Genomic DNA, 25911 nt, shown 5'->3' with positions numbered 1-25911 from the left:
ACGTTACACCTCGAATTTATAGCCTACACCCCAAACAGTTTGAATGTAGTTTCCACTTTCTCCAAGCTTCAAGCGCATCGTTTTCACATGCGTATCTACTGTTCTTGTACTTCCGGCATAATCATATCCCCATACCTTTTCAAGTAATTGCTCCCGGCTAAACACTTGTCCTGTATGCTGGCAAAGAAAATATAGTAAATCAAACTCTTTTACAGTAAGAGAAATCAATTCACCATCCGCCTCGATTCGTCTACTTTTTTCATTGATAAGAATTGGTCCAAATTGAATCTCTTCTTGCTGTTCTTGCTTTGTATATCTTCTTAGCACAGCTTCCATACGGGCAACCAATTCACCAGGACTAAACGGTTTTACAATATAGTCATCTGCTCCCATACGTAAGCCGTTCACCCTATTCCACTCTTCACCTTTTGCGGTTAAAAATATAATCGGTACATCTGACGTTTTTCTAATTTCTTTACAAACTGAAAGTCCATCCATTTCTGGCATCATTATATCTAATACAACGAAATCATAATGATCCGTTTCTAGCTTTTTAAGAGCCTCTTTTCCATTTTCAGCTTCTCCCCACTCATATCCAAAGTTATCCAAATACATTCCAACAAGCTGCCTCATATCACTTTCATCATCTACAACTAGCACTCTATATTTATTCATTGTCCTTCCCTTCCCTCTCTATGAGTTGAAACGGTCCTTTTCCGACTTTAATTGTTTGTTTTATTTTCAAATTCTTCATATCCATAACGCACACTTCATCACTATCATAACTGGCTACATACCCTTCTGCTCCGCTCTCCAAAAATGCAAATGGATTCGACCCTACTTCTACAGAAGCTATTTCTTTATATGTGCTAACATCAAACTTTCTAAGTGTATTCGACCCATGACTGAGTGCATATACGTACTTACTATCCTTCGTTATATTCACAGGCATAAATGGAGCGTGTAAAGAACGCACCATTTCTCCACTCTGTAAAGAATACACTAACACTTTCTCATTTACTTGATTTCCATCACCATGTCCGCCAATCCATATTTCTTTCCCATCAGGACTAATCGTCGCTCCTGTTGATGCTGGCGGAATCATAAAGGATTGAACAACTTCTTTTTTCTTCGTATCAATTGTCGTTAGTTTCGTATCATAAAAGTTTAGTACAGATAACCGATTCTGATACCCTACCATCGTTATAGGCCCTTTTCCTGTTGAAACATTTCCTGTCTCTTTCCCATTTATCGTAAAGAATCTTACCTTTTGAACATTTTGATCAGCAGCAAATAATTGTTTTTTATCTGCTGATACGACCACATTTACAATGCCCTTTCCAGTTTTATATTTTTCCACTTGCCTTCCTTCCGCTAGTGAATATACATACATATATTCTAATTGCTTACCGTATACAAGTATTTCATCGCCATTTGGAAGCAGTGTGATTCCGGCCATTGGCTCATTTAGTTCCCATGTCGTAATTAACTTTTTATCCTTTTTATCAATAAAACTAATACTGCCTTCTTTTATATTCGTAGTTATAATAACATTTTTATCTTTAGCAATTGGTGTATATGAACTTCCTTGACACCCTACTAATAGAAATAAAAAACAGAGAAGAAAAACATACTTTCTCAAAAGATTCCCTCCATCTTCAGATGATTTCGTTATAATTGTAAAATAACAAATAAATGTGTGGAAAGTGTGAAATTTCCCTTTCTTACTCAATTTACATATATAATGTACAACAAATAGAATTTGAGGTGTGTCAATTATGCTATTTCCTGATTTAGCGAATAAAATTGTACGAGAAGTACGCAGACTAATTACAGAAAATATAATTATCATTAATATAGAAGGCGTTATTATCGCAAGTACAGATATAGAAAGAATTGGACAATTTCATGAAGGTGCACTCCGCTGCGCCAAACAAAAGAAAACCGTCATCATTACAAAAGAAGATGAAAGGCGATTGCAAGGTGTAAAGGCTGGGATGAATCTTCCTTTATTATTTCATGATGAAGTAATTGGTGTCATTGGGATTACAGGAGAACCTGAAAACATTTCACGCTACGGAGAAATATTGCGTAAGATGACCGAATTATTAATTCATGAAAACTACTTTTTAGAGCAACTAGAACTTGAGCACCGTTCTTATGAAGCTTTTGTCTTTGATTGGCTTCAAAATACAGAGTGGTCCCCGAGTTTTCTTGATCGCGCAAAAACACTTGGCATTGATTTATATAAGAAAAAACAACTTATTTTGTTTTCTATTGGCAAAAATGACACGATGCTCCAGCGTAAAATATGGCAACACATACGTAATATTTTAACAAAAGAGCATCTATTTGTTCGCTGGGGAAATGATCGTTTTATTTTATTTACAGCAATGAGCTCCAAAGAGCAAACTTATCAATTTTTAAAACGATTAAAACAAGACTGCGAAACTTTATTTTCTATTCCTTTATATATAGGGATTGGACAAACAGTTACCTCAAACAATATGAGCATATGTTACGAACAAGCATTACGCGCTCTTTCTGTATCATTGGAAACGAAAAAAATTGTATTTAATGAAGATTTACGTTTAGAAATGTGTTTACAAGATATTTCTGCCGAAACGCGTGAACAATTTCTAGAGCGTACCATCGAAAACTTATTATCATTTCCTGAGCTTATGCACACTTTACGCTTATTTATCGATTATAACCAATCTTATAAACAGACGGCTAAACAATTACATATACACATTAACACATTACATTACATTACAGGCTAAAAAAGATTGAAGAACATACAGGACTTGATCCAAAACAATTCAAAGACTTAAACGTTTTATACTTCGCACTTCTCCTATTAGATAATCATATAAAAAAGAACGATAAAATAGATTAATCTTTAGATGATTATACATAGAAAGAATCCCTCAACTTTTTTATCATTATAATGAAAGCACTGTTACCACGTTGTTTATTATAACTAAACACGTTAACAGTTTGAGGGGGATTCCAATGTTAGAAAAACAAATTATTCATTCATTCGTATCTATTGTTGGCGAAGATAATGTAGATACATCCAATATGGGGCGTTTAACTTATAGTTATGATGCTACTCCAAACTTCCAAGCAATGCCTGATGCAGTCATTGCTCCTCGTAATACAAATGAAGTAGCTGAAGTGTTAAAAGTATGTAACACTCACAAAATTCCTGTGTATGTGCGCGGGTCTGGAACAAATCTTTGCGCAGGAACATGTCCACTTGAAGGCGGTATCGTCCTTATTTTCCGCCATATGAACAATATTTTAGAAATTGATGAAGAAAACTTAACAATTACTGTACAAGCTGGTGTCATTACACTTGATATTATTAAAGCGGTAGAAGAAAAAGGTTTATTTTATCCACCAGATCCAAGCTCGATGAAAATTTCTACAATCGGCGGTAATATTAATGAAAACTCAGGTGGATTACGCGGTTTGAAATATGGCGTAACACGTGATTATGTAATGGGGCTTGAACTTGTCTTACCAAATGGTGATATTATTCGCACTGGTGGTAAATTAGCAAAAGATGTAGCTGGTTACGATTTAACTCGTTTATTTATCGGTTCTGAAGGAACACTTGGCGTGGTAACAGAAGCTATATTAAAACTTGTTCCTATGCCTGAAACAAAGAAAACAATGCTTGCATTATATGAAGATATTAATGAAGCTGCACGTGCTGTTTCTTCTATTATTGCAAATAAAATCATTCCAGCAACACTGGAGTTTTTAGACCAACCGACAATTGAAGTAGTAGAAGAGTTTGCACAAATCGGTTTACCTACAGATGTAAAAGCAATTTTATTAATCGAACAAGACGGTCCGCCCGAAGTAGTCAATCGAGATATTGAAAACATGGCTAATGTTTGCCGCTCTATGAACGCAGTTGATGTTCGCGTTGCAAAAGATGAAACAGAAGCAGATGCGCTTCGTACCGCTCGCCGTAGTGCTCTATCAGCGCTCGCACGACTAAAACCTACTACAATATTAGAAGATGCAACTGTACCACGTTCACAAATCGCTCCTATGGTTGAAGCTATTAATGCCATTGCAAAAAAATATAATATTCCTATTTGTACGTTTGGACACGCTGGTGATGGTAATTTACATCCAACTTGTATGACAGACGCTCGTAATGCAGAAGAAATGCACCGAGCTGAGCAAGCTTTTGCTGAAATATTTGCGAAAGCAATTGAACTTGGTGGCACAATTACTGGTGAACATGGTGTTGGTGCAATGAAAGCTCCATATTTAGAAATGAAATTAGGTAAAGAAGGTATTGCAGCTATGCAAGGAATAAAGCTAGCTTTCGATCCAAATAACATTATGAATCCTGGAAAAATGTTCGCGAAAGACACTCGAAAAAGAGTGGTGGTTGAGCGATGACCACATTAAATAAAGAAAATATTCAAAAAGAATTTAAAGAACGATTAAGTGAAGATGAATTACTAAACTGTATGCGATGCGGTTTTTGTTTACCTACTTGTCCTACCTACATTCAATCCGGATATAAAGAGTCACATTCACCGCGCGGACGTATCGCATTAATGAAAGCAGTCGTTGATGGTTTAATCGAACCAGATGAAGATGTTGAAAATACATTAAACGTTTGTCTTGGTTGCCGTGCTTGTGAGCCTGTTTGTCCATCTGGTGTAAATTATGGACATTTATTAGAAGAAGCTCGTGATATTATTAATCAAAATAAAAAATTCTCAGTGCCAGTGAAAGCTGTTCGAAAAGTCGTTTTTGAAGGATTATTCCCCCATCAAAATCGAATGAGAACATTAACTGGACTAATCGGATTTTATCAACGTTCTGGTTTACAAACACTAACACATAAAACAGGGATTATGAAGTTATTCCCTGAAACACTTGCAACGATGGATCTCGTTTTACCCAAAGTCCCTAAAATGAAAGCGATGAAAGATCGTCCTTCATTTTTACCTGCAGAAAGTACAAAGAAAAAACAAGTTGCATTCTTCACAGGCTGCTTAATGGATACGATGTTTTTAGAAACAAATAACGCAACGATGAAACTTCTTCAATTAGCTGGTTGTGATATCGTTATTCCGAAAACACAAAGTTGCTGCGGTGCATTGCATGGACATGCTGGTGAAAAGAGTGGAGCAAAAGAATTAGCAAAGCGAAATATAAAAGCATTCGAAGATTTAAACATCGACTATATTATTACGAATGCAGGTGGTTGCGGAGCTTATCTCGTAGACTATGATTATCTTTTAAAGGATGATCCGGATTGGGCTGAACGTGCTAAGCAGTTTATTTCTAAAATTAAAGATATTACTGCTATTCTAGTAGAACTAGATTTCCATAAACGTAATGACTTACGACTCACGCCGCAAGTTATTACGTATCAAGACTCTTGTCATTTACGCAATGTTATGCGCACATCTTCTGAACCTCGTATGTTACTAGAGGCTATCCAAGGTGCAACATACCGTGAAATGAAAGATGCCGACCGTTGCTGTGGTTCTGCTGGTATTTACAATATTGTTCATTCAGAGTTATCAATGGCATTTCTAGATTACAAAATGGACCGTGTGCATGAAACAGACGCAGCAACCATTGTTACTGCAAATCCAGGTTGTTTATTACAAATGAAATTGGGCATTGAGCGAGAAGGGCTTTCTCATAAAATGAGAGGAATTCACATTGTGGATTTATTATTAGAAGCAATTGAAACTAACTCGTAATAACTCGTAACATACGTAATAATAGGAAAACGGCTATCTCCTTCGTCTATGTAAAGAGATAGCCGCTTTTTTGTCTGCTACAACATTAAAAATATGTTACTTTATTATAAAAAAGAACAACAGAAACATTACAGTTTTGTAAAAATCAATCCATTATATTCCTCAAAAAATCGCTCAAACCATTGATACAATAGGATTCTTCATTTTCTATTTAGGTAACTTTATCCAAAAATCCCCTCTTAAAACCAAGTATAAAAACACTATAAATTCCTTTTATACTCTATATTTCTCTTATTTTTGTTCCCTTCTTCTCTTAGGATAAATTAGGTAATTTTAAAGTCTATGAATTTTTTTCCATCTTTTTTCTCGCAAATTGTATGCTACGATGAATTTGTCAGTCAGACAGGCTGTCAAAAACAAATCGTGTGAAAACAAATTAAAACTTTATATAGGGGGACACACATCATGAAAAAGCGTGTTTTATTATCTGTAGCTGCTGCAACAGCTCTTACTTTAGGAGTATCTTCTCTAGATGCACAAGCTGCAACAGTACAACCATCTAACTTAAAGGTTCAAAATATTCAGCATTCAAAAGTGATGATGAAACAAATGAGCCAACAAGAATTACAAGCATTCTTACAATCTATGGGCGTTGAATCATTAGCACAATGGCAACAAGGAAACTTCCAACCAAACTGCTTCATTCCTGGTCAACAACCTACTGAAAATGTTGTAACTGAGCAACCAACTGCTAAGCCAGAAACTCAAAAGCCTGCTGAACAAAAACCAGTTGAGCAAAAGCCTGCTGAAGAAGTTCAAAAACCAGAAGCTCAAAAACCTGCTGAAAACAACAATACTCAAAAACCTACTGAACAAAAACCTGCTGAGCAAAAGCCTGCTGAAGAAGCAAAATCTTTAAGCGAGTTTGAACAACGTGTTGTTGAATTAACAAATGCTGAGCGTGCAAAACAAGGCTTACCAGCACTAAAAATCGATACTGAATTAAGCAAAGTAGCACGTATTAAGTCTGAAGATATGCAAAAAAACAACTACTTTGATCATAACAGCCCTACATACGGGTCTCCGTTTGACATGATGAAGAAATTTGGCATTTCTTATACATCTGCAGGTGAAAACATCGCTCAAGGCCAACGTACACCTGAAGAAGTAGTACAAGCTTGGATGAACAGCGCTGGACACCGTGCAAACATCTTAAATAACGGCTTCACTCATATCGGTGTTGGTTATGTAGAAAGCGGCAACTACTGGACACAACAATTTATTACGAAGTAAATAGATTAAAAGAGTCTTCTCATAATGAGAAGACTCTTTTTTAAGTTTCATAGCTTTCTATTATGTATGAATAGAAAATATATAACATAAACAACATAGATCCACAGCTTATTACACTAAGCAATACATAAAATCCCCACTCTAAGTTCAAAAACAATGAAAACAATATGCCACATGCCATCACTTGAAAAATCCGTCTACTCACTAAACGAATTTTTTGTAATTTAATTGGGTCTTTTTCTTTGCCTTTTATTTTCTTAAATTCTTTACTCAGCATAAAAAGAAACATACTAATCCCAATCGTTAATCCTGTTTGAAAGGATATCAAATCCCCAAAATTAATAAAGAGGATAAGCATATGAATAAACAACATAAATAACGTAATTTTCTTTATAAATCCGCCTATAATACCATGCTCTCTTTCATTAAACTTAAATATATTATGTGAAATAATATACAAAAATCCATATGAAAAAATAATAAAACAGGGAATAAATGCTACAACAACTTGTTTACTCATAAACTCGTTTGGCTCACCATTTACATTCCAATGTACTGCCATACGATTTGGTAAATAGGGATAAAGACATAGAGTAAGTAAAAGACAAGCGAAAAATATTCCAAGTACATACTTATATTTGATCAAGTGATTCTCACCTCTCTTTTCTCTTAACGGCTTCGCTTCTTGTAGAGAAATCCCTGCAAAAATCTACTTTTTTCAAGTTAAAACTTATACTTTACGCATTTTCTTTTTGAAATTCTTTTATTTTATTATTTAACTTTGCAGGAAACGGCACATCAACTTCAATCGCTTCTTTCGTAATTGGATGCAAGAAATTTATCTTCATCGCATGTAATGCTTGACTGGACATATATTTTGTTTGTCCACCATATAATACATCCCCAACTAGTGGATTACCATTATGACTCATATGAACACGAATTTGATGTGTTCTACCCGTTTCTAATTGTAACGTTACGAAAGTCGTGTTTTGCTTCTTAAAATACTTTTCTACTTTATAATATGTGATAGCTTGGTCACCTTTTGGAGAAATACGACGCCTTGTAGCATGATGGCGATCCCTTCCGATAGCAGCATCAATCTTTCCTTGTTTCTTCTTTACTTTCCCTTCAACGAGCGCAGCATACGTTCTTTTAATTTTTCTTTCCATTAATAGACGATCCATAATTGCACCAGCAATTCTATGCTTAGCAAACACGACACCACCTGTCGTATCTTTATCTAAACGATGAATATGACGCACCCTCGTCTCTAAACCTTGCATTTGAAAATGAAAAGCAACAAGATTTGCAAGCGTCCCGGTTCCACCTTTTTCAGCAGGGTGTGTGTCCATTTGCTCTGGTTTATTTACGATAAGTACGTGATCATCTTCGTATACTACATGTAATTCACCATATTCTGGATCTACACCGTACTCTTCCTCCGCAAACATATGGACTTGTAACTTATCGTTCTCTTTTAAAAGCTCATTCCATCTTCTTTGTTCCCCGTTAACCGTAACACCTTTTTCCATACGAAGCTGATGTAATAGCTTTTTCGGTATTTCCCATTCTACTTTTAATACCGATTCAATACTTATACCATTCCATTTAGCTGGAACGGTAATTTCACACCATTCGCCCTTTTTCTTTGTTTCCATACTGTTTATCACCTTATTTCTATTGATTCTCTCATTGTAACGGAAAACACACTTTGATGCACCGTCAAAAATAGAGGACAGTCTTATAATAGACTGCCCCTCAAGCTCTAAGTCTTTTCATTTCTAACAATACTTCTTCAGCTTTTTGTTCATATGATAAATCCTTAAAGAAATCCGCCAACCTTTTATAATCATTGTAAGCATCTAATAAATCGTCCATCTTTTCTATTTTCATCACTTGTTGTTTTTGTTTCATTTTTACTGGATAGCGATAACCTGATACTTCTTGTATTTTGTAATACTCATCCTCTACTTGAACGACCTTTACAAGTTCTTCCTCTTCTGCATCCATCGTATACCCGTCAAATTCTCTAAGTAGTTCATAAATGATATGAGTCCATTCATCTTTTGGATAAAATCCTTTTTCTAACCGATAACCGACAATGCGATACATATGCCCATCGTTCTCGGCAAACTGTACTGTATCATTTAACTTAAACTTAAAATAACGAAACATTGCCTTCACCTACTTATTATGTAATGTTCTTATCACATACTATTTGCAAAATGTAGGCTTTGCTATTCATAAAAAATGCTCATCAATATGATGAGCATTTTTTACAATGATTTTTCTCGTTTTTTTCGAAATGGTAACCACCAGTTCCAGTCTCCAAATAACTTCATTAAGCTTGGTACGAGCATAAGACGAATAATTGTTGCATCAAGAAATATTGCTAACGCAACGCCAAGACCCATCTGCTTTACTGGTAAAATATCAGTAAATGCGAATGCACCAGTTACAACAATCATTATTAAAGCAGCTGATGTAATGATTCTACTTGTTGAAACGAGCCCTTCTAACGTTGCTTGATCGTTATCTCCTGTTTCTTCATAGAGCTCATGAATACGTGAAATAAGAAATACTTCATAATCCATACTAAGCCCAAATACGAGGCCAAAAATGAAGATTGGTAAGACAAACAGAACCGTACTCGTTTCTAAACCGAAATGACCACCTTCAAATAACCAAACAACAATTCCAATAGTTGCACTTAAACTAAGTATATTCATAACAATTGCCTTAATTGGAATGAGTATAGATCGGAATGCAAATAATAATATAACAAAGGTCGATCCAAATATAACAGACATACCAATTACTACTTTATCTTTAATTTCATCTTCTAATTCTTGTTGAAATGTCGTCATTCCGCCTAGATAATAAGTAACATCCGTTTCTTTATAGTTCTTTTTAAAGTCACGCACCCACTGTTTTGCAGTCTCTGTACGTGGTTTTGTTTTCAAAAAGATTTCTATCGTCGTCTTATTCCCTTGCGTGTATGCTTCAAATACAGGAGTTAGTTTCGCTGATTCTGGCGACTGTAATATTCCAACAACTTGATCTACTTTCATTCCAGTTAACCCGTCGTATAAACTTCTTACTTCATGTACTTTCTTATCATCTTTTAACTTTTGAACGACTTCTTCTATCTTTTGTAGACTTTCTTTTTCTTTCATATCTTTTTTCGTCTCTACAACTAACGTAACATCAGCGTGTGTTTTGACAGTTTCATTAAATGCTTCTTCATACTTTTCATATGCAATTCTTGTATCACTCTTTTCAGGTAAAGCTTCAACACCAGGGAACTGCAAATTAGCTGTACGTAACGGTAATAAGCAAATAACAATAAATGTTGTAACAACAATAATCATTGCAATTGGATGTTTCATCACAAATTGTGCAAATTTACGCCATGCTTTTGCCGGCGTATGTGCTACTTGATTCTTTTTTAATATTCTTTTACCTATTAACGATAATAGTGCTGGAAGAAGTGTGAGTGAGAATAAAATGCTCATAATGACAACAATCATTCCGCTAATCGCTACAGATTGAATATAATCTATCTTAAAGAAAAACAAACCGGATAACCCAACAAATACACATAATCCTGAAAATACAATCGCACGTCCTGCCGTTTGATATGTAATTGCTATCGCTTCTTTTACCGTTCGTTTAGCAACTTCCTCTCGAAAACGGTTCACAAATAATAGCGCAAAATCAATAGATAATGCAAGTCCAATCATCGGTGCAACGTTTAACACGAAAATAGATAGTTCTTTATCAACACCAATGAAATACAATATCCCCATCGTACTAATAACACTAAGCGCCCCATTCAAAATCGGTAAAATTGATGCCAAAAGACTCCCAAACGAAAATAGTAATACAAGAAACGCAATTGGTAATCCAATCATTTCTGCTACTTTTAAATCATTTTGCGTTCTTTCATTAATCTCTTGATTAATTTTCGGAAATCCTGTAGGTGTTAATTTTAATGCTACATTACTTTCTTTCTCAATCTCATCAGCAAATTGTAATGTCTTTTCCATTCTTTCTTTATTTGTTTTCCCGGAAAATAAAATTGTCGCATAACCGATGTCATCTTGTAGCATTTCTTTATTTTGGATTGGGTGATGGAAAGATTCATAGTTCTCTTTCTCTTGAACATTCTTTACAATTTCATCTATTCGTTTTTTAAATTCCTCATGCGAAACATCTTTATTTTTCTCAAAAACGAGCAGAAGCGTATCTTGAGACTTCTTAAAATCTTTATCTAAAATTTCTTTTGTTTTTTGATAGTCGCCTTCCGTTTGGAAACCATCGCCACCTAATACTCCCGGTAGCTTTGGAGCAAAAATCCCAAGTGCGATTGCGAGCAACAGTAGCGCTACAATTACTGTATAACGAGACTGATACAAAAAGGCTCCTAACTTCCCCCACTTATCAACTTTATGTACATTTGTCTTCACACATTTTCACCTACTTTAAATGATTCAATTGTCACTTATACTGTATCACATCTTGATATAAACAAAAAACGTCTGGAAAAACTATAATGATAGTTTTTCCAGACGTTTTTCTATCTCTCTTTATTAAGCCCTAATCTCTCAGTAAGTAAACGATGGTAGTAAATCGCGATAATTAACAAAATACCACCTACGCAGTAACCAGCTAAAATATCAGTTGGGTAATGTACATTTAAAATGACTCTACTTAATCCAATCGATAGAATTACTATACCCATCAAAATTATTGTGACACATTTCCCAGCTACGCTTTTCAAATTAGCAGCAATGATATAAGTAAGAAATCCAAATGTCATAATCGATAGCATTGCATGTCCACTAGGAAAACTATATCCAAGTGCATCTAGCGCTTCATTTAATGACGGACGTTCTCTCTTTACAATCTCTTTTATCCCTTTATTCACAAGATGTGTTATTAAAATTCCCATTGGATATACAATCATCGCAGCATAATAACGCTTCTTCCAAAAAACAAGCAAACTTATAACGAGCGTAGCGACTATCCCAATTGCTGATCCCAATTTTGTAAAGTACGAGAAAAATGTAAGAGAACTTTCCGTTTGCAGCCCTCTTACTAATCCACGGACATATGTATCCATCACTGTAACGCCACCTGCATGTACGCGCCAAGCAACAATACCAAATACAGCAAATAACAAACCGATACACATTACCTCATACTGATGTAACTTCTTCAAACGATTTCCTCCTACTATGAAAAAATGCGATTTCTACTTTAGAAACCGCATTTCCTTACTTATTTACCTTTTGTTTTTAGCTCTGTCCAGTAACGATCATAATCTTTTAACTTATCGTCCACATCAACAAGCCATTCTGTACGATCTAACTCTTCTTTCGTTAAGAAGATCATGTGATTATCACGGTATTCTTTACTATGAAGAGGATGAGCTTTTTCATTTGGATTACTGTAACCAATTGACTCGTAGTTTTTCACACTTACTTTTTCATCTAGTAAGTAGTTCATAAATTTCTCAGCAAGCTCTTTATGTTTTGCACCTTTTGGAATTGCTAACGTATCAGCCCAAATTGTGCCGCCTTCTTTTGGTACAACATATTCTACATCTTTATTATCTTTTGCGATAAATGCTGCATCTCCAGACCAAACTGTTCCAATCCAAGCATCTTCTGTAATGAATTTTTGTTTAATGTTATCTGTATCAAATGCTAATAAGTTTGGAAGCAGCTTCTTTAAATCATCTGCTGCTGTCTTTAATTGTGCATCGTCTTTCGTACTGTTTGAGAACCCGTGCTTCTTAAGACCCATTCCTAATACTTCACGAGAATCGTTTAGTAACGTTACACGTCCTTTATATTTCTCATTCCATAAGTCAGCCCAGCTTGTAGGTGCTTCTTTCACATACTTTTTATTGTATGCAATCCCTGTTACACCCCAAGTGTACACTAAAGAATATTTATTCTCTGGATCAAACGCAGGTGTTTTGAAATTAGAAACCATGTTTTCGATATTTGGGATATTCTTTTTATCTAACGGCGCTAATAAGTCCATTTTCGCCATTGTTTTAACCATGTAATCAGACGGCTGGATTAAGTCATACTTTGCACCACCAGCTTGTAATTTTGCAAGCATTTCTTCATTACTTGCGTACTTGTCATAGTTAATTTTCACATTATACTTTTTTTCAAAATCTTTTAGCACTTGCTCATCAAAATTGTCAGCCCAGCTATAAATATTTAATTCTTCTTTCTTTTCACCACAACCAGCAAGCACACCAGCAACAAGGCTAAAGCTAATTGCTGCGCCAGCTATTCTTTTCATTAATTTCATCGATTTATTACCCCCTTGTACTTTCTATATCGTTCGTATTATAAAGGAAGGTGTCCTCCAGAGTTTTCTTCACCATCTGCACCTTTGTTCCGGAAGATTTCAGATAGAACCATTAATCCTACGATAGCAACAATTAAAATTGTAGAAAGAGCATTAATTTCTGGTGATACTCCGCGCTTAACCATACTGTAAATGTATAGTGGCAATGTTGTTGATCCTGGTCCTGATACGAAGAAACTAATTACAAAATCATCAATTGATAATGTGAATGTTAATAATGCTGCTGAAATAACTCCCGGTGCAATTGCTGGGAACGTTACATAACGAAACGTTTGCCAAGGGGTTGCTCCTAAATCATTTGCAGCTTCTTCCAAGTCACGTCCCATACTTGAAAGACGCGCAGCTAAAATAACAACAACAAACGAAATACTAAATGTAATATGTGCAATAATAATCGTTGTTTGTCCAAGTTCCATTCCTAACTGACTGAAAAGAATTAGTAAAGATAATCCCATTAAAATATCCGGAATTAAAATTGGTAAATATACAAGGCCATTAATAGCCCCTTCGAAACGATATTTATAACGATGTAAAGCAATTGCAAAGAATACACCAAGTACCGTTGTCACAATCGTTGTTATAACTGCAATCGTAATACTATTTACAAATGCATCAATAACATCTTGTTTTTGAAATAAATCTGTATACCAATGGAATGTAAAACCTTCCCACTCCGCATTAATGCGAGAGTCGTTGAAAGAATAGACCATTAAAACCATCATTGGAAAATACAAGAATAACAAAATTAACCAAGAATAAGAAACTAAAAACTTCTTCATCTTTGCCTATTCGCCTCCGTTCTCATTATATTTATATACTTTCGTTGCACGATAATATAAGTAAATTAACAGAACAGAGAATAGAACAACGATAATCGATAACGCAGATCCAAACGGCCAGTCACGTGCACCTAAGAATTGGTTTTGAATAACGTTTCCGATTAATGCTACTTTCGATCCGCCCATCACGTCTGATACAACAAACATTCCGATAGAAGAAACGAATACTAAAATAGAACCAGTCGCAATTCCTGACATCGTCATCGGCACTGTTATATTCCAAAATGCCTTTATTGGTGTTGCTCCTAAATCATAAGCCGCTTCTAGCTTACGCTTATCCAGCTGCTCAATTGCTGCATACACTGGTAAAATCATAAATGGTAATAAAGAATAGACCATTCCGAGTATTACAGAAGGAGTATTATATAATAAATTTAACGGTTCACTAATAATGCCAAGCTTTAATAACAACGTATTCACAAGACCTTGTGAACGTAAAATAACAATCCATGCGTATGAACGAACAAGAAAGTTAATCCAAAACGGGATCGTTGCCAATAATAAAAGAATAGAGCGGTATTTGCGGTCAACAATTGTAATTGTATAAGCAAACGGATAACCAATTAATAAACATATTACTGTCGTAATAACTGCGATTTTAACAGTTTCCCATAACGTTCCTAAGTACAATGGGTCAAACACACGGGATATATTCTCCAGCGTAAATTGCATTTCTACTGTCCCGTAAGCTCCGCGCTGCATGAAGGCGAATCCTAATACGAATATGAGCGGGATTAGGAAGAAAATTAACAGCCACGCGACTGTAGGTAGTGCGAGTAATTTCCCTTTTTTCAATTTAAGGTCACCTCGTCCTCTTGCTCCCAGCCTACATATACATTATCTCCAATGCCCCACTGCGCTGCCTCTTCAGCAGTTTGATATGCCATTAGTAATTCTGATGTTTTCTCATCACGTACATAAAGCTTCTCCATATTTCCGACAAACTCAATATCTTCAATATGTCCAAGATGGTATTCTTTTAAAATTGGTTCTTCAACCGAACGTACTTTTACATTTTCAGGGCGAATTGCTACATAGCCTTCCCCGTTTTTCACAATATTATTTTCACCGATGAATGTCGCAACGAACAATGTTTTTGGCTTATTATAAATTTCTTTCGGTGTTCCGATTTGTTCGATATGTCCTTTATTCATAACGACGATACGATCGCTCATGCTCATTGCTTCTTCTTGATCGTGCGTTACGTATATGAACGTAATTCCTAAATTACGTTGTAAGTTTTTCAATTCACGTTGCAAGTCTTTTCGTAACTTAAAGTCAAGCGCTCCAAGTGGCTCATCTAATAGTAATACACGCGGATTATTTACAATCGCTCTTGCAATTGCAACACGCTGCTGTTGTCCACCAGAAAGCTTCGCAGGTTTACGATTACGGAACTCAAGTAACTGCGTTAAACGCATTGCCTCTTCAGCACGCTCTTTCTGCTCTGCTGCTGATACTTTCTGCATTTTCATACCAAAACAAATATTCTTCTCTACTGTCATATGTGGGAATAGTGCGTAATGTTGGAACACTAGGTTCATATGACGTTTATATGGCGGCAAATCGTTAATTCTTTCATCATCTAATAAAAGATTCCCTTTAGTTGGAGTTTCAAATCCTGCGATCATACGAAGTAAAGTCGTTTTCCCGCAGCCACTCGGCCCTAAAATTGTTAAAAACTCTCCCTCTTTAATATCTAAAGAAAGAGGTGGGATAATCACTTGATTTCCAAAATGTTTTTCAACTGCTTCAACTTTAATAATCTTTTTCATTTTCCCGTCCTATCTACCTTAAATTTTAAATTTTTATATTCATGAATAAATATTTATGTTCTATAGACTATTTTTTGTTTCGATCCAAACAAAAATGGTTATTTAGCAAGCGTTCGTTTCTATTCTTTATGTAGTATGTTTGATTCATTTTCGCATGATACATAACGTCGAACAGAAAAACCCCTTCCATTGCGAAGGGGCTTTTATCATACGGCTACGCCTACTGATAAACACCATCATCATTTTAACAACTTTCGTATGAATTTTAAAGCACTTTTTGTAGAAGAGTAACGAATTTTCATGTCGAATGCTGTAGATTGGGCTAAAATGCTTTTATAATGTGAAAAAGTCCGAAAACTTTCTTTCCCATGATAACCCCCTAATCCACTACTTCCAACACCCCCAAAAGGTAAATATGGCGTGACAAGATGATAGACAACATCATTAATACAGCCTCCACCATATGAAATATTACTCGTCACTTTCTTTTGTACTTCTTTATCTTCAGAAAATACATATAACGCTAACGGCTTCGGATGTTGCTGGATTGTGCCAATTACATCTTCTATATTGTCGTACTCTATGATTGGTAAAATCGGACCAAAAATTTCATCTTCCATAACAGCATCTTGCCATGTAATATCCGCTAGCACTGTCGGTTCAATATGTAATGTATCTTTCTCATAGTTTCCACCAATTACGACTTGACCATCTTGTAAAAATCCACATAATCGTTCAAAATGACGCTCACTTACAATACGCACATAATTTTCATTTTTCAAAGGTTCTTTACTATACTGCGCTGTAATTTCATGTCGCAGTGCCTCAATTAGCTTTTCTTTCACGGAAGAATGCACGTACATATAATCAGGCGCTACACACGTCTGCCCTGCATTTAAAAACTTACCCCAAACAATTCTTCTTGCTGTCATCTCTATCTTTGCATCTTTATGTACAATACAAGGACTTTTCCCGCCAAGTTCTAAAGTGAGCGGTGTCAACTGTTTCGCCGCTGCTTCCATTACAACTTTTCCAACGCTAACACTACCAGTAAAGAAAATATAATCAAACGGTTCCTTCAGCAAAGATGTACTCTCTTCAACGCCACCTTCTACTACCGCTACAAGCTCTTCTGGAAATAATTCATCTAGCATTCTCTTAAGCACTTTTGAAACGCTTGGCGTTAACTCTGACGGCTTTAAAACGATTGTATTTCCAGCTGCCAATGCTCCTACAAGTGGTGCAATTGCTAATTGAAAAGGATAGTTCCACGGTGCAATAATAAGCGTCACACCATACGGTTCTGGCACTACTTTTCCTTTTGATCCAAAATGAGTCAGTGCTGTTCGAACTCGCTTCGGTTTACTCCACGATGACATATGTTTCAATTGAAAGGAAATTTCTTTTAATACATATCCAACTTCCGTTGTAAACGACTCGTGAACTGACTTATTTAAATCTAATTTCAATGCCTGAAATATTTCTTCTTCAAAATGCTGAATGCCTTCATAAAGCTTCTTCAAATTATTCTTTCTCATTTCGATGCTTCTCGTATGACCTTTTAAAAAATATTCCTTTTGCCTACTTACAATAGAGGAAATACTCATTCACTCACCTTCTCCCACTATTTTTATCCAATTCTTTCATTATTTATATAGACTTCATATATAACAAATTTCTATTCTTAAAGTTACATTATATATGACTTTTTCAGCTATATAAAATTCATTGCTCACAAAAAAACTACCGAAAGAAAATCTCTCGGTAGTTTCACAGTATTAACGATATAAACGAACAGCACCTGCAGAATTATCATCAGCTTGTCCTACTACTTCAAACTTCAGACCAAGCTTCGGTAAAATACGTCCTGCATCTGGAATCTGTTGATTAATATACGTTTTAGAATCATCAAACTTCGGTACACCCGCTAAACCATCATACGTATACGTTCCACGCGTTGGAGATACAACTTTCCAAGCTGGCGTTTTATCGAATGAGAACGCCGCATCAGCGATTTGGAATCGTGTACTACTTTCCACTGTCGGTTTACCATTTAAAGTTCCTACAATTGCTTCTGGATGAGAATCAACTACACCTAGGAATCCGTGTCCTGGATGTACACCTACCCAGTTATCTGTGTAAGCTGAATCTGCATACCATACGACCATACCACTGTTATACTCTGGACCACGAGCAAATTTTAACGCGTTATCTGAACCAGCATAGTTTCTCCACTCAACATAATAGTTATGGCTCTTCTTCTCTGTTCCGTTAGAAACAGCAAAACCATCTAATTTGAATTGTGATGTACCTTCTGCATCATCAGAGAATACTACGTTACCATCTACTGTTAATGAAGCATTATCAAGTAGGAAACCATTTAATGCTAAACCACCATCAGTAATGTAATCAAATGTTAATTTTACTTTCTTACCTTTGAATTGGCTTAAATCATATGATTTGTCAATCCATTTGCCATTTGTCGAATCTGCATTTCCACTATTAGCTTTCTCACCAAGTCTTTCAATTAACGTTTGTTGACCATCTTCTGTTACAGCGTGTACTTCAAGGAAGTCATACTCTGCTTCAATTTCATATAATGATTTGAAGTCAAATTTTGCAGTCGTTGCATTTGTTAAATCGAACAGCGGTGTTTCCATCTTCGTATGAAGATCATCACCTTTTGTGCTGTAGTAATACTGTTTTCCGAATGCCGGCTCAATTGTTTTTATATCTTTATCTGGTAAGTTAACACGAATCATACCCGGACGGTTAGATTTCGTAACACTTTGGTCTAAATATGTTGCTAGGCCGATACCTTTATTTAATTTCTCATAATCTACTTCTACGATATTTGCCCAATTACCACCGATTGTTTTTTGGAAAAACTCTTTATTTTGTGGTGAAAAACTTGTTGGCGTGGTTCCAGCAATTTTACCTGCCCAGCTTCCGCCACTCATAATAGACCAAGCTTGAACTGGTTCACCATCTCCGCTATATTGTGTATCATACTCATCTGGTAAACCTAAATCATGACCATATTCATGTGCGAATACACCAACAGCCCCATCTTCTGGTTCAATTGTGTAGTCGAACGCTGCCATCTTTCCACCCCAATATGGAACTTTCGCTTGTGTACCTTCAATTGCAAATGGTTTTGGTCCAACTGTCCAGCGATGTGACCAAATTGCATCATCACCTAACTTACCACCACCTGCTTCTTGTCCAACACCTGCATGAATAATCATTAAGTGATCAATTAAACCGTCTGGTTGATTTTTATTTCCATCACCATTTACATCATATTGATCAAATTGATCAAACTCTGATAGATCAAGACCGCTATCTACAGCTGCTTTTAATGCATCTTTTACTAAATCACGTGGTCCTTTTGGTCCTTTATTATCATGACCACCGCTAGCAGCATCCGCACCGTAATCAGCAGCTTTACCAGGAACTGTTAACCATTTTGTAACTGTTCCATCTACAGTGTAACTACCACCAGATTGCTCTTCATAATATTGTTTAAATGTTTCAATTTTACTTCCATCATCTAACGTGAATGGCTCGTCACCGAATAACATTTTTTCATAGTGTTCTTTATTAAAGTCTTCCGAATACATATAGCCAGGCTCTTTATCAATATTGTTATGTTTAAAGTCAGCGTACTCTACAAGTAAAACGAGTACTTTATCTTTACGCACATCACCGTTATACGCTTTTTGCTTTGCTGGAGATGTTGGTACTTTACCATTTAATCCGCCTTTAACTGGTCCTGTGGCTGCAGGTGTTCCTGTTGCAGGGTTATCTAATTTTTCTTTCGTGTCTGCTTTCGCATCTTTCACTTTCTTTAAAAAGTCAGATGCTTCTTTCGTAAGTTGATCCCCATTCGGTACTTCTTTCCCAGGATTTTCACCCTTTTTGTTCTCTACATACTTTTCGACAGCTTTCTTTGTTTCTTTCTCTGAAGCTGACGAATCAATTACCCCACGTTTTTTTAGCGCATCTGCTAAACGTTCTTCCGGAATTAAGTGATCATCAACTGGGCTCGTAGCTGTTTTATTCGCAGGCGTTTCAGCATATGCAGATTGAGTGCCAGCTCCGAATGAAAGGCCTAATACAGCTGTTAAAGCGATTGATGACAAAACTTTGAACGGTTTCTTGTTCATCCCATATTTCCTCCCCTAATAAATAATATGTATTACAAATTGAATTTTATTAAAAATTCAATATTTTTTCAATATTTAGTCATATTATGTAATATTTTTAATATATTTGTAAAAATTTCATAGTTAGCATACGAATATATCACAATTCAACAATGTTTTCTGAAAATATTGAAAGTTTTTATCGAACAATTTATAATTTCCATAGAGGGAGTTTAATGGGGATTTTATCTTTGTTTCATCTACACAATATTTGATAATTCACTATATAAAACACAAAATCCGATTGCATTATCATGTATTCTGTAGCAGCAATTATGACCGATAATTAGGGAGGAATTACATTTGTACAAAGATAAGACAGACGCACTGGATCAAGAATGGATTGATTTAATACTTGAAGCTCTAGATGCTGGTATCGCCATGCAAGACATCGAGCAATTTTTCCAACGTATGAAGCCATCCAGTCAGGCTCAATAGGTTTGTTCTTTTTAACGAAGTTTATGTTATAATAATGACATCATAAGACAACTACATATTGATAGAAAGGTGCGCAAATATGATTGGAGAACGTATAAAACGCCTTCGTTTACAAAAAGGTATTTCATTAACTGAACTTGCCGAAAAAGCTGGCGTTGCTAAATCTTACATTAGTTCTATAGAACGAAATTTACAAAAAAACCCTTCCATTCAGTTTCTTGAAAAGATCGCAGCAGTTCTACAAATTCCAGTTGATACTTTACTTCATGATGAAACAACAAAGGAAACTAACCTAGACTCCGAATGGACACAACTCGTTAAAGATGCAATGAACTCTGGTGTCTCCAAAGAACAATTTCGTGAATTTCTTGAATTTACAAAGTGGAAGCAAAATCAAAAATAATAATAGAAAGAAGTGCTTACAACCAGCACTTCTTTTTCTTTATAAAAAAAAGCGGGGGATACCCGCCTTTTTTATTATCTTTCTTCCCCAGCTTCTTGGTTAGCATTGAATGTCCATTCTAAATTCAATGTATCACCTTGGAAGATATTTTGGTCTTTTCCATCATCTACAAATTCAAATTGTACCCATAGATAATCCTCTGTACCAGCTTCTAATCCACCTTTTTCTCCCCACTCAGGAGCGAAGATGTCTTTAGCTAAAAGATCTGGATCAGCTTTTTGTAAGTCTGCTAAAGTTGTTTCGTATACAGGCTCACTTTGTTTGTCCCAGTTCCAAAGGAATTTTACTTTAACGTGCTTACCAAAGTCTTCACCTGCATTATCACCTTTTGCATCTTTAACAGTATACTTTGTTGCTAATTTAACGTCTTTAATAGTTAACGAACCGCTGTTTTGTAATAAGAACTCTTTCTTAACAGAATCCCCTGGTTTTAAATCTTTAATATCTACAAGCGTCTTAGGGTTTAATGTAAGGTCTAACGTCCCAGCTGCAAATGTATTGTTTGATACTTCTTTATCACTAAAGAATGCAAATGTTCCTCCACCAATTAAAGCTAACCCCAATGCTGCTGATGCAACTCCCATACCTAATTTCTTTTTCAGACTCACAATCAATTCCCCCTAGCTTTTTTTATATTTTTATCACTTATTTTTCAATAAGAGATGTAAAGAAAACTATATTAGCTTAGCCAATATGTGTTCTTTTTTAAAAACCTTATGTTCATTATAACGAACAAACCTATATAAACACAACACATATTTATTAATATTTTCAGTTATTTTTATTTCTCAATATTATTTAGACTTTTCAGAAAAAATAATGATAATTTATAACTTTTTTCACACTCAAATCATTTAATACTATAAGAAAAAAGAAAAACAAAGAGGTGAGGGCTAACGTTCCCTCACACTCGTATAAATATTACTAGTCTTGCTTATTCGTTCGCTCTCTCTTACACCACATTCTTATTTTCTGGCTGTTTCACTAAAGCAGTTACTCCGCTTTCTTCTGCTCTTCTAGCTTTTTCTGTTCTTCCAATTTCTTTTGCTCTTCTACTTTTTTCTGTTCTTCCACTTTCTTTTGCTCTTCTACTTTCTTCTGTTCTTCCACTTTCTTTTGCTCTTCTACTTTCTTCTGTTCTTCTACTTTCTTTTGTTCTTCTACTTTCTTCTGTTCTTCTACTTTCTTTTGTTCCTCTACTTGCTTTTGTTCTTCTACTTTCTTTTGTTCCTCTACTTTCTTTTGTTCTTCTATTTTCTTTTGTTCTTCGGCTTTCTTTTGTTCTTCGGCTTTCTTTTGTCCTTCCGCTTCAATTGCAACGTTTAATTGTTGCTGAAGAGCCTGGATTTGCTCATCAATAGCTTTCAAGCTAATTTCTTTCTCAATATAGTCACGCTTCTCTTTGATACTGCGGAAGCCTTCATTTACATATATGGACACTTGCTGCATCGACTCATCTTTATTTACCTTTAATTCTTCTTGTATTTGATTGTAAGGAGCTTCTATTTCAGTATATACATTTTGCAGGGCTTCCTTCTCAGCAACAATTTTCTCACGCCCTTGTTGCCATACAGAAATCGCCTGTTTTATTTCTTCAATAGAAGTTGCTTTCGATTTCCCCTTCATCGTTCCATACTCACGCTCAATAAACTGTTTATGTTTTTCAGATTGCTCTTTTAACGTATTAACTGTTTTCGGAAATATAATTGCTGTAGAAAGCGTCGCTTCTACTTTCGTTTCATGAATGAACGCCGCTTCTGTATGCGTCATAATTTGAGATCCTAAATAAAACGTAATAGAACACATACACGGCAATATAAGCATCTTTTTAAAATTACGCGGTCTTTTCAGCATCTTAATCTCTCCCATCGAACGTTACGTTCTTTATACAGAACATTACCTATATTATAGTAAAGAACTATTAAAATTGATAGACAAATACTAGAAAAATAGAAAAAGGGCTATCCATGTGATAGCCCTTTTTATTATTATCTTTCTTCACCTGCTGTTTGTTGTGCATCAAACGTCCAATTTAATTGTAACTTATCACCTTGGAATTGATTTTGATCTTTTCCATTATCAACGAACTCAAATTTCACTTTGAATTTATCGGATTTACCTGCTGAAATACCTTTTTCATCCCAGAACCAAGCCGATAAATCATTATCTACAGCTGTAAGTGTGTCACCTTTTAATTTATCTAAAGTAGTTTGTTTCACAATTGTCTCATGTTTATCTACATTTTTTAAGAATGTTACTTTAATATGTTTACCAAAATCATCTTTATTATCTTTCTTTACATCTTCTACATTATAATCTGTTTTCAGTAGAACCTTTTTAATATTTAAAGAGCCTTTATTTTCTAGTTTAAATTCTTTTTCAATTGTATCCCCAGGTTTTAAATTCGATACGTTAACAACCGTTGATGGATTTAATGCTAAATCCAGTGTTCCAGCCGCAAATGTATTGTTTGACACTTCTTTATCACTGAAAAATGCAAATGTTCCTCCACCAACTAAAGCTGCTCCTAATACCGCTGATGTAATACCCATTCCTAATTTTTTCTTTAAAGTCATGTCCATATCCCCTTAATATATATTTGTTAACTTCCTAAACGGAAAGTATAACCAAACGAACTAGACGGATTGTTCTACTTTTTTATCTTTCTTTTCTCCGTCAATGCTACGAATAGCACCAAAAATAGAAATCGCGGAATAACCAAGTAAAAAGACTCCTGGAATAATAAGAAGTAATGCTGCTCCCGCTTTTGAATTCGCATAATTCAGTAAATAACCAACATACGGAACTGTAATATCTGCATACTTTCCAACTACATTTTCTGCAAGTACTGGCTCTAAATCTGGTCCGTTGTTGTTATCCCCTTTTGTTTCATAAATTACTTTTCCATTTGTATCTTTCACACCGATAATACGGTGAGTGATAATTTTTTGATCTTTCTCTTTAAAGGTAATAACATCACCTTTTTGATATTTAGAACCATCTTTGTTTGGTTCTATTGCAATGATTGATCCTGTTAAAAACGTCGGCTCCATTGATCCTGAAAGAACGCTCTTAAATTGATATCCCATCACTGTCGGATCACCACCGCTTGCTTTTGAAGAAATAACTACAAAAGCTAAAAAAACCATCAATGCAAATAAAACAAATGAGATCGCGTTGCTAATTATCTTCCATATTAATTTCATCGTCTCTCTCCCTCTCCGTTGTTTTATATTATTTGAAGTATGCAATATCCACTTTGTTCTTTAACAAGAACACAAGTAAATGATATAACGAACTTTAAGTTATTGCAATAAGAAAATTTACAATTATTAGTTATTTTAAGTATAGAAAAAAGACTGTGCCAAAATTTTACACAGTCTTTTTATTAGTAATTTATTTACCTTCTGATTTCATTCCTTTTGTATTTCGGCGCAACACTACATATAAAATTGCTCCAAATAATACAATCGCACCTATCCCAACACTTATTACTTTCACATTTGAGTCTTTTACTTCAGGCATAGTTGTATCTTTTTTAGGCATCGTAAAAGTGACATCTTCTGTTGAAAGAACATTTACCGTCGCAATTGTTTGATTATTTTTCGTAATATCAACTGCACCAACTACCTCACCACGATGTATTCCTTTATGATATAAAGATTCTTTATCTAATGAAGCCGCCCGGAAAATAGTTTTCACATTTTTCCCTTCATCTTTCTTAAGCATAAGCTCCGCACTTTGTTCCAACTCAGAATTAACATTTTTATTTAAATATGTTGTTTTTTGATGCCAATTATGTTTATCAAGCACCATTTGCTTCGTAAATTGACCGAAAGAATATTCCGCCATCTGCTTCAAATCTTCATAAATTTCAGGTCTTTGAGAAGCCATTACTACGCTTATAATACGATTTCCATCTTTCTCATTTAATAAAACAAGTGTATTACGTGCTTCATTCGTAAACCCTGTCTTACCGCCAATGCTATATGGATTTTCAAAAAAATTAGATTTATTAAAAATAGACACCGTCTGCCTAGACGTCGTAACTGTCGTTCTTTTCGTATTCATCGCTTGTAAAATTCCAGGATACTTTTGCACACCCTTCGTAATCATAGCCATATCATACGGCGTCGTATAATGGTTCGGATCATGCAATCCATTCGGTGTTACAAAGTGGCTATCTTTCGCCCCCAATTGCTTCGCTTTCTCATTCATCATATTAGCGAAATTCTCAACACTCCCGCCAATCCGCTCCGCAATCGCATACGACACATCATTCGCACTCAGCACCATTAAAATCATAAGCGCAGTATTTCTATTAATTGTCTCTCCAGGTTGAAACTCAATTTGATAATTACTCTTCTCTTGATCTAATGCTAATTGTGAAAATGTAAATTGATCCTCTGGCTTTGTATGCTCCATGAGTAAAATCGCTGTTAACACCTTCGTCGTACTAGCAGGAAATGCGCGGTGATATGCGTTTTTGTCATACAAAACATCTCCTGTTTTTGCATCAATTGTCGTTGCAAACTGACTAAAAACATTCGGTCCTTCCACAGGTGGTGGTGCAACTTGTTCTGGATTTACTCCAATATTCGTCTCAGCACGCAATGTCATAGGTGTCAAAAAAAACGAACAAATAACTGTAATAAAAACCAAAATTTTCTTAAAATTTACCATATGACTCTCCCTTTTCCATTTACTCCTTAACAAAATAATAAATCTACCAATCATATGTAATTT

Annotated in this window: 23 protein-coding genes and 1 pseudogene; 6 read left to right on the top strand and 18 right to left on the bottom strand. The window is 35.3% G+C overall.

Going from position 1 to position 25911, the window contains the following annotated elements:
* Positions 1–3 precede the first annotated feature (3 nt).
* Together F3I02_RS14905 and F3I02_RS14900 are read right to left on the bottom strand one after the other, a co-directional pair.
* Complete coding sequence (locus F3I02_RS14905) at positions 4–675, bottom strand: response regulator transcription factor (protein ID WP_001046395.1); 672 nt, start codon at positions 673–675, stop codon at positions 4–6.
* Positions 668–1642 (bottom strand): YncE family protein, encoded by a 975-nt coding sequence (locus F3I02_RS14900; protein WP_196478106.1) that lies wholly within the window; start codon positions 1640–1642, stop codon positions 668–670. The genes F3I02_RS14905 and F3I02_RS14900 overlap by 8 nt, the downstream gene beginning before the upstream one ends.
* Positions 1643–1778: 136 nt before the next feature.
* On the opposite strand from F3I02_RS14900, the pseudogene F3I02_RS14895 reads away from it, so the two are divergent.
* The 4 genes and pseudogenes from F3I02_RS14895 (at position 1779) to F3I02_RS14880 (ending at position 7046) form a co-directional block, all read left to right on the top strand.
* Positions 1779–2899, top strand: a pseudogene (locus F3I02_RS14895) (CdaR family transcriptional regulator).
* A gap of 116 nt (positions 2900–3015) precedes the next feature.
* Positions 3016–4428 carry a glycolate oxidase subunit GlcD gene (gene glcD, locus F3I02_RS14890; protein WP_196478105.1) on the top strand — a complete coding sequence of 471 codons (1413 nt, stop codon included), beginning with the start codon at positions 3016–3018 and terminating at the stop codon, positions 4426–4428.
* Complete coding sequence (locus F3I02_RS14885) at positions 4425–5753, top strand: (Fe-S)-binding protein (RefSeq protein ID WP_046945120.1); 1329 nt, start codon at positions 4425–4427, stop codon at positions 5751–5753. The genes glcD and F3I02_RS14885 overlap by 4 nt, the downstream gene beginning before the upstream one ends.
* A gap of 465 nt (positions 5754–6218) precedes the next feature.
* Complete coding sequence (locus F3I02_RS14880; protein WP_074593918.1) at positions 6219–7046, top strand: CAP domain-containing protein; 828 nt, start codon at positions 6219–6221, stop codon at positions 7044–7046.
* A gap of 40 nt (positions 7047–7086) precedes the next feature.
* Here F3I02_RS14880 and F3I02_RS14875 read toward each other — a convergent pair whose 3' ends face one another.
* The 11 genes from F3I02_RS14875 to inhA1 form a co-directional block, all read right to left on the bottom strand.
* Complete coding sequence (locus tag F3I02_RS14875; RefSeq protein WP_000598994.1) at positions 7087–7692, bottom strand: DUF1648 domain-containing protein; 606 nt, start codon at positions 7690–7692, stop codon at positions 7087–7089.
* A gap of 91 nt (positions 7693–7783) precedes the next feature.
* Complete coding sequence (locus F3I02_RS14870; protein WP_000448352.1) at positions 7784–8707, bottom strand: RluA family pseudouridine synthase; 924 nt, start codon at positions 8705–8707, stop codon at positions 7784–7786.
* Positions 8708–8807: 100 nt separating this feature from the next.
* Positions 8808–9224, bottom strand: coding sequence for a hypothetical protein (locus tag F3I02_RS14865; protein ID WP_000490301.1), 417 nt, complete (start codon positions 9222–9224; stop codon positions 8808–8810).
* A 101-nt stretch (positions 9225–9325) separates the two neighbouring features.
* Positions 9326–11518 (bottom strand): MMPL family transporter, encoded by a 2193-nt coding sequence (locus tag F3I02_RS14860; protein WP_196478104.1) that lies wholly within the window; start codon positions 11516–11518, stop codon positions 9326–9328.
* A gap of 110 nt (positions 11519–11628) precedes the next feature.
* Complete coding sequence (locus tag F3I02_RS14855; protein WP_003300478.1) at positions 11629–12246, bottom strand: phosphatase PAP2 family protein; 618 nt, start codon at positions 12244–12246, stop codon at positions 11629–11631.
* 86 nt (positions 12247–12332) lie between these two features.
* The gene (potD, locus tag F3I02_RS14850; protein ID WP_000772487.1) at positions 12333–13382 is read right to left on the bottom strand and encodes a spermidine/putrescine ABC transporter substrate-binding protein PotD; all 1050 of its coding nucleotides are present in this window, start codon (positions 13380–13382) and stop codon (positions 12333–12335) included.
* Between the two features lie 38 nt (positions 13383–13420).
* Complete coding sequence (gene potC, locus F3I02_RS14845) at positions 13421–14221, bottom strand: spermidine/putrescine ABC transporter permease PotC (protein ID WP_000714192.1); 801 nt, start codon at positions 14219–14221, stop codon at positions 13421–13423.
* A gap of 6 nt (positions 14222–14227) precedes the next feature.
* Entirely contained in the window at positions 14228–15076 is an 849-nt protein-coding gene (gene potB / locus F3I02_RS14840; protein WP_000715490.1) for a spermidine/putrescine ABC transporter permease PotB, read from the bottom strand.
* Positions 15073–16056, bottom strand: coding sequence for a spermidine/putrescine ABC transporter ATP-binding protein PotA (potA, locus tag F3I02_RS14835; protein ID WP_098505587.1), 984 nt, complete (start codon positions 16054–16056; stop codon positions 15073–15075). Before potA ends, potB begins: the two co-directional genes overlap by 4 nt.
* Before the next feature lie 239 nt (positions 16057–16295).
* The gene (locus F3I02_RS14830; RefSeq protein ID WP_196478103.1) at positions 16296–17663 is read right to left on the bottom strand and encodes an aldehyde dehydrogenase; all 1368 of its coding nucleotides are present in this window, start codon (positions 17661–17663) and stop codon (positions 16296–16298) included.
* A 171-nt stretch (positions 17664–17834) separates the two neighbouring features.
* Positions 17835–20225 carry a M6 family metalloprotease immune inhibitor InhA1 gene (gene inhA1 / locus F3I02_RS14825; protein ID WP_001035934.1) on the bottom strand — a complete coding sequence of 797 codons (2391 nt, stop codon included), beginning with the start codon at positions 20223–20225 and terminating at the stop codon, positions 17835–17837.
* A 342-nt stretch (positions 20226–20567) separates the two neighbouring features.
* Between inhA1 and F3I02_RS14820 the strand changes: the two genes are divergently transcribed.
* A complete protein-coding gene (locus tag F3I02_RS14820; protein WP_000276219.1) occupies positions 20568–20702 on the top strand; it encodes an anti-repressor SinI family protein in 135 nt (44 codons plus the stop codon).
* 79 nt (positions 20703–20781) lie between these two features.
* The gene (locus F3I02_RS14815) at positions 20782–21105 is read left to right on the top strand and encodes a helix-turn-helix domain-containing protein (protein ID WP_000578885.1); all 324 of its coding nucleotides are present in this window, start codon (positions 20782–20784) and stop codon (positions 21103–21105) included.
* 74 nt (positions 21106–21179) lie between these two features.
* Here F3I02_RS14815 and calY read toward each other — a convergent pair whose 3' ends face one another.
* The 5 genes from calY to F3I02_RS14790 form a co-directional block, all read right to left on the bottom strand.
* Positions 21180–21773 (bottom strand): biofilm matrix protein CalY, encoded by a 594-nt coding sequence (gene calY / locus F3I02_RS14810; protein ID WP_000053710.1) that lies wholly within the window; start codon positions 21771–21773, stop codon positions 21180–21182.
* 385 nt (positions 21774–22158) lie between these two features.
* A complete protein-coding gene (locus tag F3I02_RS14805) occupies positions 22159–23019 on the bottom strand; it encodes a DUF4047 domain-containing protein (RefSeq protein ID WP_196478102.1) in 861 nt (286 codons plus the stop codon).
* Between the two features lie 134 nt (positions 23020–23153).
* Positions 23154–23741 carry a CalY family protein gene (locus tag F3I02_RS14800; RefSeq protein WP_000172854.1) on the bottom strand — a complete coding sequence of 196 codons (588 nt, stop codon included), beginning with the start codon at positions 23739–23741 and terminating at the stop codon, positions 23154–23156.
* Positions 23742–23801: 60 nt separating this feature from the next.
* A complete protein-coding gene (sipW, locus tag F3I02_RS14795; protein WP_000767791.1) occupies positions 23802–24371 on the bottom strand; it encodes a signal peptidase I SipW in 570 nt (189 codons plus the stop codon).
* Positions 24372–24561: 190 nt separating this feature from the next.
* Positions 24562–25848 (bottom strand): D-alanyl-D-alanine carboxypeptidase family protein, encoded by a 1287-nt coding sequence (locus tag F3I02_RS14790; protein WP_196478101.1) that lies wholly within the window; start codon positions 25846–25848, stop codon positions 24562–24564.
* Between the last annotated feature and the right edge of the window lie 63 nt (positions 25849–25911).

Source organism: Bacillus sp. SRB3LM (genome assembly GCF_015712745.1).
In the GTDB taxonomy this organism is placed as follows: domain Bacteria; phylum Bacillota; class Bacilli; order Bacillales; family Bacillaceae_G; genus Bacillus_A; species Bacillus_A thuringiensis_K.
This window is presented reverse-complemented; position numbering and strand designations above follow the sequence as displayed.